Below are 13,899 nucleotides of genomic sequence, written 5' to 3' on the forward strand. Positions count from 1 at the left end.
GAGCCAAGCTGAAATCGATGCTCTGCTCAAGGCCTTGGCTTCGGGTGAACTAGATGAAAAAGAAAAGGCTTCTGAGCCTCAAGGTGTAAAGGTGTACGATTTTCGCCGTCCCAACAAATTTTCCAAGGATCAGTTACGGACTCTGCAGATGATTCATGGGAATTTTGCTCGCATGGCAAGTAACTTTCTATCGGGGTACTTGCGAGCTAATATCCAGGTAAAGGTAGCAAGTGTCAATCAATTGACTTATGAAGATTTCCTAGTCTCAATACCTACGCCGACGCTCATGACGGTGCTGAAGTTGCAGCCATTAGCGGGACTAGCAGTTTTGGAGACCAACCCTGCCTTTATCTTTCCTATAATTGACCTACTTTTCGGCGGTACTGGCGATATGCCCCAGCGCTTGCGGGAGCTGACTGATATAGAGCTAGGAGTACTCCGCAAGCTCAATACCCGACTGTTGGATAACCTGGCCTATGCATGGTCGGATATTGCGCAGCTTGGACCCCAGATTGAGTCGATGGAGACCAACCCTAGGTTCATTCAGTTGGTTTCTCCCAATGAGACAGTGGCAGTGATAACTTTTAGCACCCAGATTGGAAAAGTTGAAGGTATGGCAAACCTCTGTTGGCCCTATTTGACTTTAGAACCCATAATCGACCGACTGAGTGCCCACTACTGGTTGGCTAGCCAAGGCCGGGAGAATAATTTACAATCTCGGGGATGGATAGAGAAGGAGCTCATGCAGGTACCAGTAGAGCTGGTACTACTTGGAGGTAGTGCAGATGTATCGGTGCGCGATTTCCTCGGTCTGCAGGTAGGCGACGTGATTTCTCTCGACAACATGGTTAGCGAAAACCTGGTCCTTTGTGTAGGCGAACAACCTAAGTTCAAGGTTCAGCCTGGGCGGGTTAAGAATCGGCTGGCCGTCCAAATCATAGACTGGATTGAAGGAAGTGATCAAGTTGGATAGTTTCTTGTCGCAGGAGGAGATCGATGCTTTACTCAACCAAGGCCCTGCTCCTGCCCAGCCCAATGCCGAACCAGAACAGTTACCACCTCAAGCGGCTGATGCTTTGGGTGAAATCGGCAATATGGCCATGGGTTCGGCTGCTACTGCTTTGTCACAGATCTTAGGTCAGCGCGTAGTGATTACTACGCCCAAAGTGCGAACCTGTACCCAATCTGAACTTTACGCTTCGTTCCAAGTACCCTACGTAGTGGTGCAAGTTAATTTCACACATGGCTTAACCGGCATAAATTTGTTTATCCTGGAAACTCATGACGCCATGGTAATTGCTGACTTAATGATGGGAGGGTCGGGGAAAGACCTAGAGGGCCCTCCCAACGAGATTCAGCTGAGCGCTATAGGAGAAGCCATGAACCAAATGATGGGCTCCGCCGCCACTGCCATGTCTACAATTTTTAACCGGGCGGTTAAGATCTCTCCTCCTGAGGTGCAGTTGGTCGATTTCCAAAGCCCAGATTTTACGTCTCCCCTGAATGGTGAAGAAGCTATAGTCGTGGTTGCATTTGATTTGGAAGTCGGCTCGATAATCAAAAGCAAGTTGATGCAGGTGATGCCGATTCGCGTAGCTCGGGAGCAAACTGATTTGCTGTTAGGAGGTAGCCAAGCTCAGGCTTCAGGGGCGGCTTCACCGGAGGTCGCTGTTGGCGAGGAGGCAATAACCGTAGGTAATTTACCAGAGCCCGCTAACGGCGGTAACTCTGCCGGCGCGCATGGCGGTCCGCAGGCTGCGACTCCTAAAAACCTTGACCTCATTTTAGATGTACCGCTAAAGGTATCAGTGGTATTGGGCAAAAGCCAAAGGCCAATCAGAGATGTACTAAATCTGGGGCCTGGATCGATCCTGGAGTTGGACAAACAGGCCGACGATCCAGTACAGGTCTTGGTTAACGGTACCTTGATTGCGGAGGGCGAAGTAGTAGTCATTAACGAGAATTTTGGGGTACGCTTAACCAGCATTCTGAGCCGTGAAGAGCGACTATGTAATCTGCGGCGGTAGTGTATTTGCTGAAAGAAACAGGAAACCTAGGCTCTTACCTAGGTTTTCCTGAGCTGGCTAGTGGCCAGCTGGTGCGTAGCTGGAATATTGTGGCTGCTGAGCCATGGTGCGTTCTGCCCGTTCAATTGCCAAACGGACCAAGTTGCCGCAGTCCCGCGCAGGGACTCCACCCCAGCCTTCGGTGGCTACGATGTGATCAACGCCCAACTCCTTGGCAAACTCCCACTTTAAGGCGTCAGACATTAATCCCCCTCGTCTTCCCACCGTCTAACCTCCTTCCCAGCTACCCACCAGGCTTAGTTTGCGCACAACTGGCCCCGGGTAATCCGGGTTTGGGAAGGAATAAAACGGGTCTTGATCCTCTGGTTAGTGGACCTTAACATTGTCAGCCATATGATTTTGCAGAATGCGAGCGGCCTCAGCGGTGCGTTGTTCGTCGGTGCGGACTGAGACTAAGGTTTTTCCCTCCTTAACATCTTCTTGGTATTGGCGACCCTCCTCTGCAGGAATTCCCCAGTCCACCAAACCGCCTGCGATGCCTCCAGTCGCAGCTCCTGACAGCAATCCAGCTATGGGTCCGGCAGCAATAAGTGGTCCTATGCCAGGTACTACCAGCGCTCCTGCGCCCATCGCCAATCCGGCCAAACCACCCAGAATGCCGCCAGTGGTAACACCGGTGGATATTCCGCCCAACCCAACATTTTCACCCTGATTTTGTCCTTCTTGTTCCTGCTTGGTCAACAGTGATATCTCTCGGTCATAACCACTGGCTCTAAGGGCCTTTACCGCTTCTTCGGCGTTGTTGCGTGATGCGAACACCGCTACTACTGTTTTGGCCACGATACAAACCTCCTATTAATGTGGTTAAGTTTATTATGCCCTGGTAGCTTATGGATATACTAACTAGTCAGGGATGAGTCGGTGCAGCAAGGAGGATAAGCCGTTGACCATTGGTAAAGCCGCCAGGGAGCTTATTAGGTTGAAAAAGGTGTGCGCATTGGCGACCTGGTGGGGCAAGGTATTAGCAGTATTAGAAATAAATATTACGAAGGCCGGGAGCACTGGGTATAATGCAAGTACGCCCAGAACATTTAACAATACGTGTGACAGGGCCACTTGCCGAGCCTTGGTGCCGCCACCAAGACTAGCTATTACAGCAGTAACACAGGTGCCAATATTGCCACCCAGAACTAAACTTACTGCCGTTGGGAGGCTTAATAAGGCTTGCGTTGACAGGGTTACTACAGCTGCGGTAACAACAGTGCTGGACTGAACCAACGCCGAAGCTATAGCGCCAATGGCGATAGCGTGCCACGCGCTTTCTTCAGCGGCTGTCAGGTAAGCTTGGAACCATGGTAAAGTGCTTATGTGCAGAGCAGCTTGAGCCATCAAATCAAGCCCATAAAGGATTAATCCAAAGGAGCCTAGGGCCACGCCAAGCATCTTAATTTTGGGGCTGCCAAGGAGGACTAATCCCAATCCAGCAAGAATTACAAAGCTACTAAAATGCCACCAATTGAGTGCCAACAGCTGGATGGTGAAAGTAGTTCCAACGTTGGCGCCCAGGACTATACTCAAAGCTTGGTGGAGGGAAATGACTCCCGAGTCGGCCAACCCTATGGCCATGACGCTAACCGCGCTACTAGACTGAATCAGTGCAGTCAGCACAGTGGAGGTTATGGCACCAGTGACGGGATTAGCGGTGAGCAGGTTTACTGCGGATGCAAGCCAAGATCTGGAAGTAGCCTCTAGGCTACCCCGAAGACTTCTCGTTCCTATCAACAGGAATCCGAAACCTGCTAAAAAGGACAAATAAACAGTGCATGACATAGCTTATCCTCCCATAAGTGGTATATGTTGGCAAGAAAGGTACAAGAACTATGATTGATCTGCATGTCCATGTATTGGGTGAAGGAGAGTATGGGGATGAAGAGGCGCGTCAGCGTTTCCTGGAGTTTCAAAGAAAGGCCCTAAAGAAAGGGGTTCGCTATTTGGGGCTGGCCGAACATACCTATGCTGTTGATAAATGCTTTTATGATATGGTTATGAAAACAAAGCGGGAAAACGGCCTGATAATTCTTTTGGGTACAGAGGCTGATTACGGTGTTAATTCCAATATGGCTTTAAAGCTTGCCAAAAGCGTACCCTTGGATTATATCATAGGATCAGTGCATGAGTTGAACGGGTGGGCTTTTGATCTCGAAACCGAACGGTGGCGGTATGGGCAATGGGACCTAGATGAGCTGTTTAGTTATTATTTTCGCCACGTACAAGAGATGGTATCCCATGGAAATTTTGACATAATTGGACACTTAGACCTGATTAAGAAGTTTAACTTTTTACCGCGAACCCCTATAGCCGATTTGGCTTCACCTTTGCTGGCGGCGATAAGTAAAGTACAGGCTACGGTGGAGGTGAATACCTCCGGATGGTTTAAGCCGGTGGATGATTGCTATCCAGATAATGCAATCCTAAAACGATTGTTCGAATTAAATGTTCCTGTAACTCTTGGCTCTGATGCCCATGAACCTGACGAGGTGGGAAGGGAGTTGGAAAGAGCCAAGGATGAGCTAAAAAGAATCGGCTATACGCGGTTGGCAGTATTCCGCCAGCGCAAGCGATATTTCATTAGTTTATAGTTAGCACCCCTAGATGATGTCAACCTACTTTTCTGCGTGGGGCTCAAGAAAGCTTTGCGAAGAAGGGAATTCCTTGGTCGCAGAGAATAAGATGCTAAGGAGAGGGGGAGGTCAAGTTGACGGCGTACGATAAGGCTCATGAACTAGCGGAAGCGCTAGCGAAGTCGGAAGAATACCGTGCTTATGTGGAAGCCAAACAAAAATTAGAACAAGACAGGGCTAATTCAGCTATGTTAGATGAATTCCGCAAGCATCAGCTGGAACTGCAGATTGCGGAGATTACTGGCCAAGAAATCGACGAAGAAAAAGCGCAGCAATTGGACCACCTCTACCAAATCCTTAGCCTCAACCCAACTATAAACGAATTCTTAAGTGCAGAGTATCGGCTGGCCAGGCTCCTGGCCGACATCCAAAAGATAATTGGAGAGGCGGTAAAAGCGTGGTTTCCGGCCAACCAAGACCGTACCATGAATTAACGATTTATCGATGGTGAGATGCCGTGAAGCCTAAAAAAAAGAGAATGACGAAACAACGGAAGCTGATCTTAGAGGTGCTGCGCAGCACATCCTGTCATCCTACTGCTGATTGGGTATATCAAAGAGCGCGCCAGGTCATGCCAGGCATTAGCCTGGGAACAGTTTATCGAAACTTGCGGGTCCTAGAGGAAACTGGAGAAATCCTCGAACTCAGCTACGGCAGTGGGTTGAGCCGGTTTGATGGTAATCCCAAAAACCATTACCATTTTGTTTGCTTAAGATGTGGGCGCGTGCTAGATGTCTGCCTTGAGGTTAAGGAAGAGTTGGAAAAAGTAGTAGCCAACGAATTGAGCTGTGAGGTTTTTTATCACCGAACCGAGTTTTACGGCGTGTGCAACGAATGCCGCGACAAGAACCAAGCGGAACCAAAGAATAACATTCTCAGCTGATGGTAAAGCTAATGTTAACCTAGGCTGGGGAGTACGACATATATGGGCAAGGTTACCGAGATTGTTCCATGCCAACGTTGCGGAAAAATGGCTCGAAAGTCTAGTCTTCACTTGGTCAGCGAGTTATTTTCGGTGAAAGCTTTGTGTAAGGAATGTTACCAAAAGTACCACCGATCCCAATGGGGATACTGGTAGTCAACCGTTTAGGCAAATATATGGCCATTAAGTTGTTGTTTTTGTTTTTTCGCCTTGTTTTTAAAGCCAGGATGAAATAGGGGGTGGTAAAATCAGCCTTGGAAGGGAGGCCTGTATATGCAGAAGCTAGTGGACTACACTCGAGAGAAGGACAAAAAGGATAGCATGGAAGCCTACCGGAAATGGATTGAGCATCTTACTTGGTTGGGCATCAAGGTGGAGAAGCCTTCGGGACAAAAACTTCGGGTAGCTAGCTCTACTTGGGGTAAATAAAAGCTTAGTAAACTGTAATCTTAAAAGGAGTACTGAGCCAAGGCACCTCATGGGTGCTTTTACTTTTTATTTCATGACACTCTTTTGCTGACTACACTTTGGTTGACACTAAGTGCTGCCTATACTACTATTATGCAAGAAAGCTGTGGAGCGAGGAGGCAGTGGCTATGGCAATTTGGCGGTGTAACTCTTGTGGCTTTGAGAAAGATGCTCGCTGCAAGCCCAAAAAATGCCCTCAGTGTAATTCCAGGGACAGTTTCGCCAAGAAGGAAACAGGCAAGTGAAAACTCCAGCGTACTTAGGTATCGATATAGGTGGAACCAATATTAAGGGGGCAGTAGGAGACTGCCGGGGAACTTTGCTCGCTCGATCGGAGGTACAGACTAAGGCTGAGCTAGGACCTGAAGGAGTTCTCGATCGGGTTGAGGAGTTAGCTTTGGGGATTTTGGAGCAAGCCCATCTCGATCTGGATGATGTAGCCGCGTTAGGCTTAGGCGTACCGGGCCTGATTGATTTCCAGAGGGGAATGGTCATCCATGCCCCTAACCTTCGCTGGGAACAGCTTCGAGTACGTGAACTGTTGGAGTCGCGATTAGGTAGAACAGTATATATAGATAACGATGCTAACTTGGCGGCACTTGGAGAGAAATGGCTAGGCGCGGGAAGGGTTTTCAGAAGCTTTTTAATGGTCACCATAGGAACAGGTATCGGTTCTGGCTTAATCCTCAATGATCAGCTCTACCGAGGTAGTCACGGCTTAGCCCCTGAATTGGGACATATTGTGGTTCGCTCGCAGAATGGGTATCGCTGCAACTGTGGGAGTTGGGGTTGCCTTGAAACCGAGGTAGCTGCTCCTGCAATTGTCAGGCGTGCTAGAGCCTGCGGTGTAGAACCAAAGGCGGACGGCTCATTGGAAGCTCGGGATGTCTTTGCCCGGGCAATCCTTGGCGATGAAAAGTGCCTACTGGTAGTGCAGGAGACCGCAGAGATTCTTGGCACAGCGTTGGCCAACTGCAACCTCATGCTAGATCTGGATGGTATTGTTATCGGTGGTGGAGTAGCCCAGGCCAAAGAACTTCTGCTGAATCAATTAACAGATGTAATAGTTCAGCGTTCACCCTTTTTTTCTGCCCGTGGTTTCAGGCCAAAGGTTGTACTCGCGGAGCTAGGAAATCTTGCTGGGTGCATTGGGGCAATCCGGCTGGCACAAATGGAGAGCAAGTAGAGGCGCTTTGCAAGCCATGAAGAAGCTTAGGGAAAGTCAGCGGGTACGTTACCAACGCCAGTTGGTTATTCCGGAAATTGGCGAGGATGGACAGAAAAGGCTTTTAAACTCGTCGGTGCTAGTGGTTGGAGCCGGGGGGTTGGGTTCTCCAGTAGCTTATTATCTGGCTGCCGCAGGTGTTGGGAAGATTGGATTAATCGATAGCGATCGGGTTGAGCTCTCAAATCTGCAACGGCAGATACTTCATTTTAGCAGCGATTTAGGCATGGCCAAGGTATTATCAGCTCGGTCCAAGCTTGAGAATCTAAACCCGGAGATAGAGGTACTTGCCTACCCAAGGCGACTAGAGACAGTACAAGAGACTCAAGAAATCGTAGCCAAATTTGATGTAATAGTAGGAGCGGTCGACAATTACGAGGCCCGCTACCTTCTTAACGATGCTTGTGTAGCTCAGCGTAAACCTCTCATCGAAGGTGGAGTGCTGCGGTGGGAAGGAATGATAATGACGATTCTTCCTGGCCAAGGACCATGCTATCGCTGCCTATTTCCTGCTCCAATACTGGAAGCAGAGGGAAGGAGGCCAGAGCACGCCGGAGTAATAGGAGTTACTCCGGGGGTAATTGGTACCCTCCAGGCCGCAGAGGCACTAAAGCTTATCATCGGTGCAGGACAGCCGTTAGTGGGGAGGTTGCTGGTATACGATGGCTTAAATGCTAGTTTTAACGAAGTGGAGGTGGCAAGAAACCCCAATTGTCCAGTCTGTGGGGAAATCTAAACTGAACAAATAGGAGAGCGATAACGGTGGACTTTGGGTTTATGGCCACAGGTATTGGTAGCTTACCATATACTGAACCTGAATTGGCCGTGGGCTTGATCTTCAAATACATGCCTAATATTCCTCACTGGCCTCAACTTCCCCGAAGGGGGACTCCTGAGCATTTTGTGCATCAATATCTCAACCCGCTGCTGCGGTTGGGCATACTCGAGGAAGATACCCAAGAGCGGGTAAGCTTCACCTATCAGAGCCAGGGTTGGGAGAATAGGCTTGTGGAATTCTATAACCTGTGGCTCAGTGTAGAAGGAGGCTCACTGGAGGCACTGGAGTTATTTGCTTTACCTGAGGCGGCAGCTCCCGGTTTTTACCGGCTCCGGGAAGAAGTTGAGGGTGGCGCTGAAAATGCCACAATAAGCTACCTTAAAGGTCAGATAGCTGGCCCACTGTCGATGGCCCTTAACCTCAAGGATAACCAAGGTAAACCAGCTTACTACAGCCGGGAATTACGTGACCTGGTGGTCAAGGCAACAGCTTTGCAAGCTCTGTGGCAGGCTACCTCCATGGCCAAGTGGGGGTTTCCTGTGATGATCTTTGTCGATGATCCAGCTATCGGAGCCTATGGTAGTGCCAACTACATAAGTATATCCAGAGCAGATGTTCTTGACGATTTGAAAACTATAAGTAATTTATTAAGACAGACCGGGACCCTAGTTGGGTTGCACTCGTGCGCAAGCATCGATTGGACACTTCCTATTGAAGCAAACTTTTCGATTCTTGCCGTGGACGCATACCATTTTTTCATTCCCTTTAGCGCTTATGCTGCTGCACTCAAAGCTTTTGTAGAGCAAGGAGGAATTATAGCTTGGGGAATTGTTCCTACCTCCGAGGAAGCTTATGCTGAAACCTCAGATACTTTAGTTCGGAAATTAAAAGATGAAATCCAGATTCTGGTTCAACTAGGAATAAGCCAGAGCCCATTGGAGCGTCAATCTCTAATTACTCCTAGCTGTGGGACAGGTGCTTTGCCAGTACCGCTGGCACAACATGTCTATTCATTAACTGCTGACGTATCGAGGCGCTTGCAAATGGCGCTTGCTTGCTGACAGGTACCTTCGCTGGGTGTATAATGTACACGACGTTTAAATCACAAGTGGGGTGAAGTAAGGCGAGGTTGTTTTTCTGTATAGAGTTGCCTCAGAACATAAGGGAACTTTTAACTTCTGTGCAAGCGAAGATAGACCACCCAGGGCTGCCAATCAAGTGGGTTGAACCGTATAATCTGCATATAACTCTTCTTTTTCTAGGTGAGCTTGCACCGCATTACTTGCCGGTGATGGAGACTGCAGTGTTGCCTAGAGTATCAAGGATACCTCCTTATATGGTATCGCTGGACAAGCTTGGGTTTTTCCCTAATTCGCAAAAGCCAAAAGTCATCTGGGTAGGCATTGATGAGGGTCGAGACGATACAATAAAGCTTCACGATATTATTGTTGAAGCCCTAGCTACGGGTGCTATAAGGGGGAAAGCTGAAGGGCACAGGTTTTTCCCTCACATAACTTTGGGTCGTATACGAGAATCAAGACAAGGAAGCTGCAATCGCGGCAGTATCAGACTTCAAACATCGATCCCAAAGACAAGCTTTAAAGTTGATTATGTTACGCTCATGCGAAGTGATTTGACGGCGAAGGGACCCATTTATACGCCGGTGTTCAATGCTCCACTTCTTTCGAAGTAATGGCCACTGAACAATGTAAGGGAACCAAACGTCGACTAGGAGGTTAACAGCGTGTTGGAAAAAGAAAAAGCTTTGGAAATGGCTGTTACTCAAATTGAAAGACAATTTGGCAAGGGAGCCATAATGAAGCTAGGAGAAGCTTCTGCCAAACTTACCGTAGATGTAATTCCTACGGGGTGCCTTTCTCTTGATTTGGCGCTGGGCGTTGGCGGAGTTCCTAGAGGGCGGGTAATTGAGATTTATGGACCTGAATCCTCAGGAAAGACAACAGTAGCACTCCATATTGTAGCTGAGGCCCAAAAAAACCATGGCAACGCTGCCTTTATTGATGCTGAACATGCTTTAGATCCGGTCTATGCTAGAAAGATTGGGGTTGATGTTGACAATCTCTTAATTTCTCAGCCGGACACGGGTGAGCAAGCATTGGAAATAGCCGAGACTCTGGTGAGAAGCGGCGCTGTAGACGTAATTGTTATAGATTCGGTAGCTGCTTTAGTGCCCAGAGCTGAGTTGGAAGGAGAAATGGGTGATTCCTTTGTAGGACTGCAGGCTAGGTTGATGTCTCAGGCTCTCAGGAAACTGACTGGTGCAATCAGTAAATCACAAACGGTGGCGATCTTTATAAATCAACTTCGTGAGAAAGTGGGAATCATGTTTGGTAATCCTGAAGTTACGCCAGGAGGTAGAGCGCTAAAATTTTATGCTTCAGTTCGAATCGAAGTTAAAAAGATTGATACCATAAAAGCCAGTGCAGACGTGGTGGGCAATAGGACTAGGGCCAGGATTGTCAAGAATAAAGTTGCTCCTCCTTTTAAACAAGCTGATTTTGATATCATGTATGGGGAAGGAATCTCAAGAGAGGGAGATGTCATCGACCTGGCAACCGACTTAAAAATAGTGGATAAAAGCGGGGCGTGGTATTCCTATAAGGGGGAAAAACTTGGCCAAGGAAGAGAGAATGCCAAGGAGTTCTTAAAAGAACACCCTGAGATATATAACCAGCTAGCAGAGGACGTAAGAAATGCCGTTTTATCACCACACAAGCCCAAGGCAGAGAGCTAAGAATTGGCGGAAGACAAAGACTGCGTTAGCCACAGCCTGTCGTTATCTCATGCTTCGGGACTATTCAGCGTTTGAGTTGGAAACAAGGTTACAAAAGCGCGGTTTTAGTGGAGAAGAAATAGCTGAAACTGTCCTATTCCTTAAAGAGCAGGGATACGTAAACGACCAGGCTTTTGCTAAGCATTGGCTCCATGATCACATCGCGCATAAACCTTGGGGTCCGTTTCGTCTGGCCCATGAACTAAGAAATAGGGGTATTGATCACGATACTATTAATTCGCTTTTACAAGAAATGTTGCCACCAGATAAAGTTAAAGCAAGGATTCTGGCGGTAGGGTCATCATATTATCGCAAGCATAAGGGGCAATCAGCTTGCCGTGCTGTGGCCAGGTATTTGGCGCGACTGGGCTATGACGCTTCCGACATAGCCCAAGTTTTGGAGAAGCTTTGTGATTCCACATCTGGCCTAGCTTGACAGCATTTTGGGGCCACATTAGAATAATTTCGTAGGAAGAAACTTGGGAAATCAGACTGCCATAGTCTTCTTCAATAGATAGCCGAAGAATTAAAACACTTCGGGTATAGCTCCAACCAATCGGCTTTCACGATAGCAGGTCGCATTGGTGGACAAATGCGAAGGTATTGCCTGCTTAAGAAACATATGGTGGTTTGTAGGATCCGAGTTTCTACTCGGCTTTCTTTTTTTAATGGGTAGATGGGAGGTGACGCTTACGAACGTTTGGATAAATGTTCTCATTGGCATCTTCAGCCTAATCGTAGGATATTATGTTCGCAAGCTGCTGGCAGAAGCCAAAATTGCTTCGGCAGAGGAAATGTCAAGGCGCATCTTGCAGGAAGCTGAAAAAGAAGCGGAGGCCAAGAAAAAAGAAGCCCTTTTAGAAGCAAAAGAAGAATGCCACCAGCTTCGCCTGGAAGCAGAAAAGGAGATACGCGACCGTCGAAATGAAATGCAAAGGTTAGAGCGGCGCATTCTCCAAAAAGAAGAGGCTCTGGACCGCAAAGCTGAGTTGATTGAGAAGAAGGAGCAGGCCCTCCAAGATAAGGAGCAAGAAATTGAAGCAATACGGGAAAATCTGCTTGAAATCAAGCGAGAGCATCTAGCACAGCTTGAAAGGCTATCGGGCTTGAGCTCCGAAGAAGCTAGACAACTACTGTTACGAAATACAGAAAACGAGATTCGCCACGAAGTTGCCTTAATGATAAAAGAAATGGAGTCTGCCGCTCGCGAAGAAGCAGATAGGCGGGCGAAAGAAATAGTGACGCAAGCGATCCAGAGATGTGCAGCCGACTATGTAGCTGAAACTACTGTTTCGGTGGTGCCTCTCCCTAATGACGAGATGAAGGGCAGAATAATTGGCCGGGAAGGTAGAAACATCCGCGCTTTAGAAACCTTAACAGGAGTAGATTTGATTATTGATGATACTCCGGAAGCGGTAATCTTGTCGAGCTTCGATCCCATACGGCGTGAGGTAGCCCGGATAACCTTGGAAAAACTAGTTTTAGACGGAAGGATTCACCCTGGACGGATTGAAGAAATGGTCGAAAAAGCGCAGAAGGAAATCGACCAGAAGATCCGGGAGGAGGGTGAGCAAGCTGCATTTGAATGTGGCATTCATGGACTCCACCCTGAGCTGATTAAGTTACTGGGGAGACTAAAATACCGGACCAGTTACGGACAAAACGTTCTTAAGCACTCGATTGAAGTATCTCACCTAGCAGGGATAATGGCGGCTGAACTCGGCGTCAATGAATCTTTGGCCAAGCGGGCTGGGCTTCTACACGATATTGGTAAGGCCTTAAACAGCGATGTAGAGGGTCCCCATGTGACTGTAGGGGCAGAAATTGCCAAACGATATCGCGAACAACCAGAGGTGGTGAATGCCATTGCTGCCCACCATGGTGATGTAGAATTTAACACCATCGAAGCAGCCTTAGTTCAAGCAGCAGACGCTATATCCGCCGCTCGCCCGGGGGCCCGGCGAGAGACTCTCGAAGCTTATATCCGGCGACTAGAAAAGTTGGAGGAAATTGCCGATTCCTTTGAAGGAGTAGACAAGGCCTACGCTATTCAGGCAGGGCGAGAGATCCGCATCATGGTAAAGCCGGATCGAATTGACGACGCGGAAGCTGCTCAACTAGCGAGGAATATGGTAAAAAGGATTGAACGCGAACTTCAGTACCCGGGCCAGGTCAAAGTGGTAGTGATCCGGGAAACGCGGGCAGTTGAATTCGCTAGGTAAGCAGGGTTATTCAATTCAGCAAGGGGGACCGGTTTTTCGGTCCCCCTTGAATATATCAGCAAATTACCAGGCGAGGGAAAAATTGAGCCCCGTTTATCTTGTTGAAGTGCAGGAATTGGGGAGTAAGCGCAGAAAAGTATAGCGAAATAAACCAACAGTTGCTGGCAGGGGAGCATGGATGGTGATGTAGATGCCTTTAAAAATTCGTACTTCAGAGATTACCGGCGGCGCCGGCCTGCTAATCTCAATTCTCTTAAGCTACCCAGAGGTGGCCGCTGTTAACTATAATCCCCAAGCACAGGTGATTAAGCTAACTTTTGTTTTAAAGCGCCAATTGACCAGCTTTGAAGAAAACCAAATCAAGGCCAGCATTGAGAAACATCTAGATGTGTTCGCCTTTTTGAACAGTAGCCAACTAGTCCCAAATATAGCATCAGTAAATGCTATTTCTGAACAAGGCATAAGCTTGTTTCAAATTGTTCGGGATGTCAACTCTTTATCGCCCGAGGAAATATCATTGATTATTGGGGTTGTGCGCAGACAGTGCCAGGATATGCTTTTGCTTGAAAACCCGACTTCGCACATAGAAGGGGATCTAGTTAAAGAGGAACTAATTGCCAGTATGTTGGAGATGATAGGTAAAGAGGAGCGGCAGAAGAAATTAGTTGCCTTTCGGCACGAGGGTAAAGTTATGGTCTATGATCAGGAAGCTTAACAGGAGGTTAACGTGAATATATTATTTATCGGTGATGTAGTCGGGCGCCCAGGACGGCGAGCAGTAC

The 13,899-nt window shown here is 48.1% G+C and carries 17 protein-coding genes; 14 read left to right on the forward strand and 3 right to left on the reverse strand.

The window, feature by feature from the left end; translation table 11 throughout:
* A partial coding sequence (gene fliM / locus H5U02_10155; GenBank protein MBC7342786.1) for a flagellar motor switch protein FliM occupies positions 1-973 on the forward strand: 973 nt, incomplete at its 5' end.
* A complete protein-coding gene (fliY, locus tag H5U02_10160) occupies positions 960-2,027 on the forward strand; it encodes a flagellar motor switch phosphatase FliY (protein MBC7342787.1) in 1,068 nt (355 codons plus the stop codon). The genes fliM and fliY, both read left to right, overlap by 14 nt.
* A 57-nt stretch (positions 2,028-2,084) precedes the next feature.
* Here the strand turns inward: fliY and H5U02_10165 are convergent, their stop codons facing one another.
* The 3 genes from H5U02_10165 to H5U02_10175 form a co-directional block, all read right to left on the reverse strand.
* Entirely contained in the window at positions 2,085-2,291 is a 207-nt protein-coding gene (locus tag H5U02_10165) for a small, acid-soluble spore protein, alpha/beta type (protein ID MBC7342788.1), read from the reverse strand.
* Between the two features lie 102 nt (positions 2,292-2,393).
* Positions 2,394-2,867 (reverse strand): general stress protein, encoded by a 474-nt coding sequence (locus tag H5U02_10170; protein MBC7342789.1) that lies wholly within the window; start codon positions 2,865-2,867, stop codon positions 2,394-2,396.
* A 63-nt stretch (positions 2,868-2,930) separates the two neighbouring features.
* The gene (locus tag H5U02_10175) at positions 2,931-3,857 is read right to left on the reverse strand and encodes a Na/Pi cotransporter family protein (GenBank protein ID MBC7342790.1); all 927 of its coding nucleotides are present in this window, start codon (positions 3,855-3,857) and stop codon (positions 2,931-2,933) included.
* 50 nt (positions 3,858-3,907) lie between these two features.
* Here H5U02_10175 and H5U02_10180 point away from each other — a divergent pair, with 50 nt between their 5' ends.
* The 12 genes from H5U02_10180 (at position 3,908) to H5U02_10235 (ending at position 13,832) form a co-directional block, all read left to right on the forward strand.
* Entirely contained in the window at positions 3,908-4,666 is a 759-nt protein-coding gene (locus H5U02_10180; GenBank protein ID MBC7342791.1) for a histidinol-phosphatase HisJ family protein, read from the forward strand.
* A 116-nt stretch (positions 4,667-4,782) separates the two neighbouring features.
* Positions 4,783-5,142 (forward strand): YlbF family regulator, encoded by a 360-nt coding sequence (locus H5U02_10185; GenBank protein ID MBC7342792.1) that lies wholly within the window; start codon positions 4,783-4,785, stop codon positions 5,140-5,142.
* Between the two features lie 44 nt (positions 5,143-5,186).
* The gene (locus H5U02_10190) at positions 5,187-5,591 is read left to right on the forward strand and encodes a transcriptional repressor (GenBank protein ID MBC7342793.1); all 405 of its coding nucleotides are present in this window, start codon (positions 5,187-5,189) and stop codon (positions 5,589-5,591) included.
* Positions 5,592-5,903: 312 nt separating this feature from the next.
* Positions 5,904-6,059, forward strand: a complete 156-nt coding sequence (locus H5U02_10195) for a hypothetical protein (GenBank protein ID MBC7342794.1) — start codon at positions 5,904-5,906, stop codon at positions 6,057-6,059.
* A 280-nt stretch (positions 6,060-6,339) separates the two neighbouring features.
* Positions 6,340-7,284 (forward strand): ROK family protein, encoded by a 945-nt coding sequence (locus H5U02_10200; GenBank protein MBC7342795.1) that lies wholly within the window; start codon positions 6,340-6,342, stop codon positions 7,282-7,284.
* A gap of 16 nt (positions 7,285-7,300) precedes the next feature.
* Positions 7,301-8,059, forward strand: coding sequence for a HesA/MoeB/ThiF family protein (locus H5U02_10205; GenBank protein ID MBC7342796.1), 759 nt, complete (start codon positions 7,301-7,303; stop codon positions 8,057-8,059).
* A gap of 26 nt (positions 8,060-8,085) precedes the next feature.
* The gene (locus tag H5U02_10210; protein MBC7342797.1) at positions 8,086-9,162 is read left to right on the forward strand and encodes a hypothetical protein; all 1,077 of its coding nucleotides are present in this window, start codon (positions 8,086-8,088) and stop codon (positions 9,160-9,162) included.
* A 68-nt stretch (positions 9,163-9,230) separates the two neighbouring features.
* Positions 9,231-9,794, forward strand: a complete 564-nt coding sequence (gene thpR, locus H5U02_10215) for an RNA 2',3'-cyclic phosphodiesterase (GenBank protein MBC7342798.1) — start codon at positions 9,231-9,233, stop codon at positions 9,792-9,794.
* Between the two features lie 51 nt (positions 9,795-9,845).
* Complete coding sequence (gene recA, locus H5U02_10220; protein ID MBC7342799.1) at positions 9,846-10,856, forward strand: recombinase RecA; 1,011 nt, start codon at positions 9,846-9,848, stop codon at positions 10,854-10,856.
* Positions 10,857-10,932: 76 nt separating this feature from the next.
* Complete coding sequence (locus tag H5U02_10225) at positions 10,933-11,331, forward strand: RecX family transcriptional regulator (protein ID MBC7342800.1); 399 nt, start codon at positions 10,933-10,935, stop codon at positions 11,329-11,331.
* A 232-nt stretch (positions 11,332-11,563) separates the two neighbouring features.
* The gene (rny, locus tag H5U02_10230) at positions 11,564-13,117 is read left to right on the forward strand and encodes a ribonuclease Y (protein ID MBC7342801.1); all 1,554 of its coding nucleotides are present in this window, start codon (positions 11,564-11,566) and stop codon (positions 13,115-13,117) included.
* Positions 13,118-13,307: 190 nt separating this feature from the next.
* Entirely contained in the window at positions 13,308-13,832 is a 525-nt protein-coding gene (locus tag H5U02_10235; GenBank protein ID MBC7342802.1) for a hypothetical protein, read from the forward strand.
* Positions 13,833-13,899: the final 67 nt, after the last annotated feature.

The organism is Clostridia bacterium, from assembly GCA_014360065.1.
Classification (GTDB): domain Bacteria; phylum Bacillota; class DSM-521; order Neomoorellales; family JACIYF01; genus JACIYF01.

Bases quoted from the DNA above. Each gene is read 5' to 3' on its own strand.
- rny (MBC7342801.1), top strand. From the start codon at position 11,564: ATGGGTAGATGGGAGGTGACGCTTACGAACGTTTGGATAAATGTTCTC.
- H5U02_10190 (MBC7342793.1), top strand. From the start codon at position 5,187: ATGACGAAACAACGGAAGCTGATCTTAGAGGTGCTGCGCAGCACATCC.
- H5U02_10235 (MBC7342802.1), top strand. From the start codon at position 13,308: ATGCCTTTAAAAATTCGTACTTCAGAGATTACCGGCGGCGCCGGCCTG.
- H5U02_10195 (MBC7342794.1), top strand. From the start codon at position 5,904: ATGCAGAAGCTAGTGGACTACACTCGAGAGAAGGACAAAAAGGATAGC.
- H5U02_10205 (MBC7342796.1), top strand. From the start codon at position 7,301: ATGAAGAAGCTTAGGGAAAGTCAGCGGGTACGTTACCAACGCCAGTTG.
- H5U02_10175 (MBC7342790.1), bottom strand. From the start codon at position 3,857: ATGTCATGCACTGTTTATTTGTCCTTTTTAGCAGGTTTCGGATTCCTG.
- H5U02_10180 (MBC7342791.1), top strand. From the start codon at position 3,908: ATGATTGATCTGCATGTCCATGTATTGGGTGAAGGAGAGTATGGGGAT.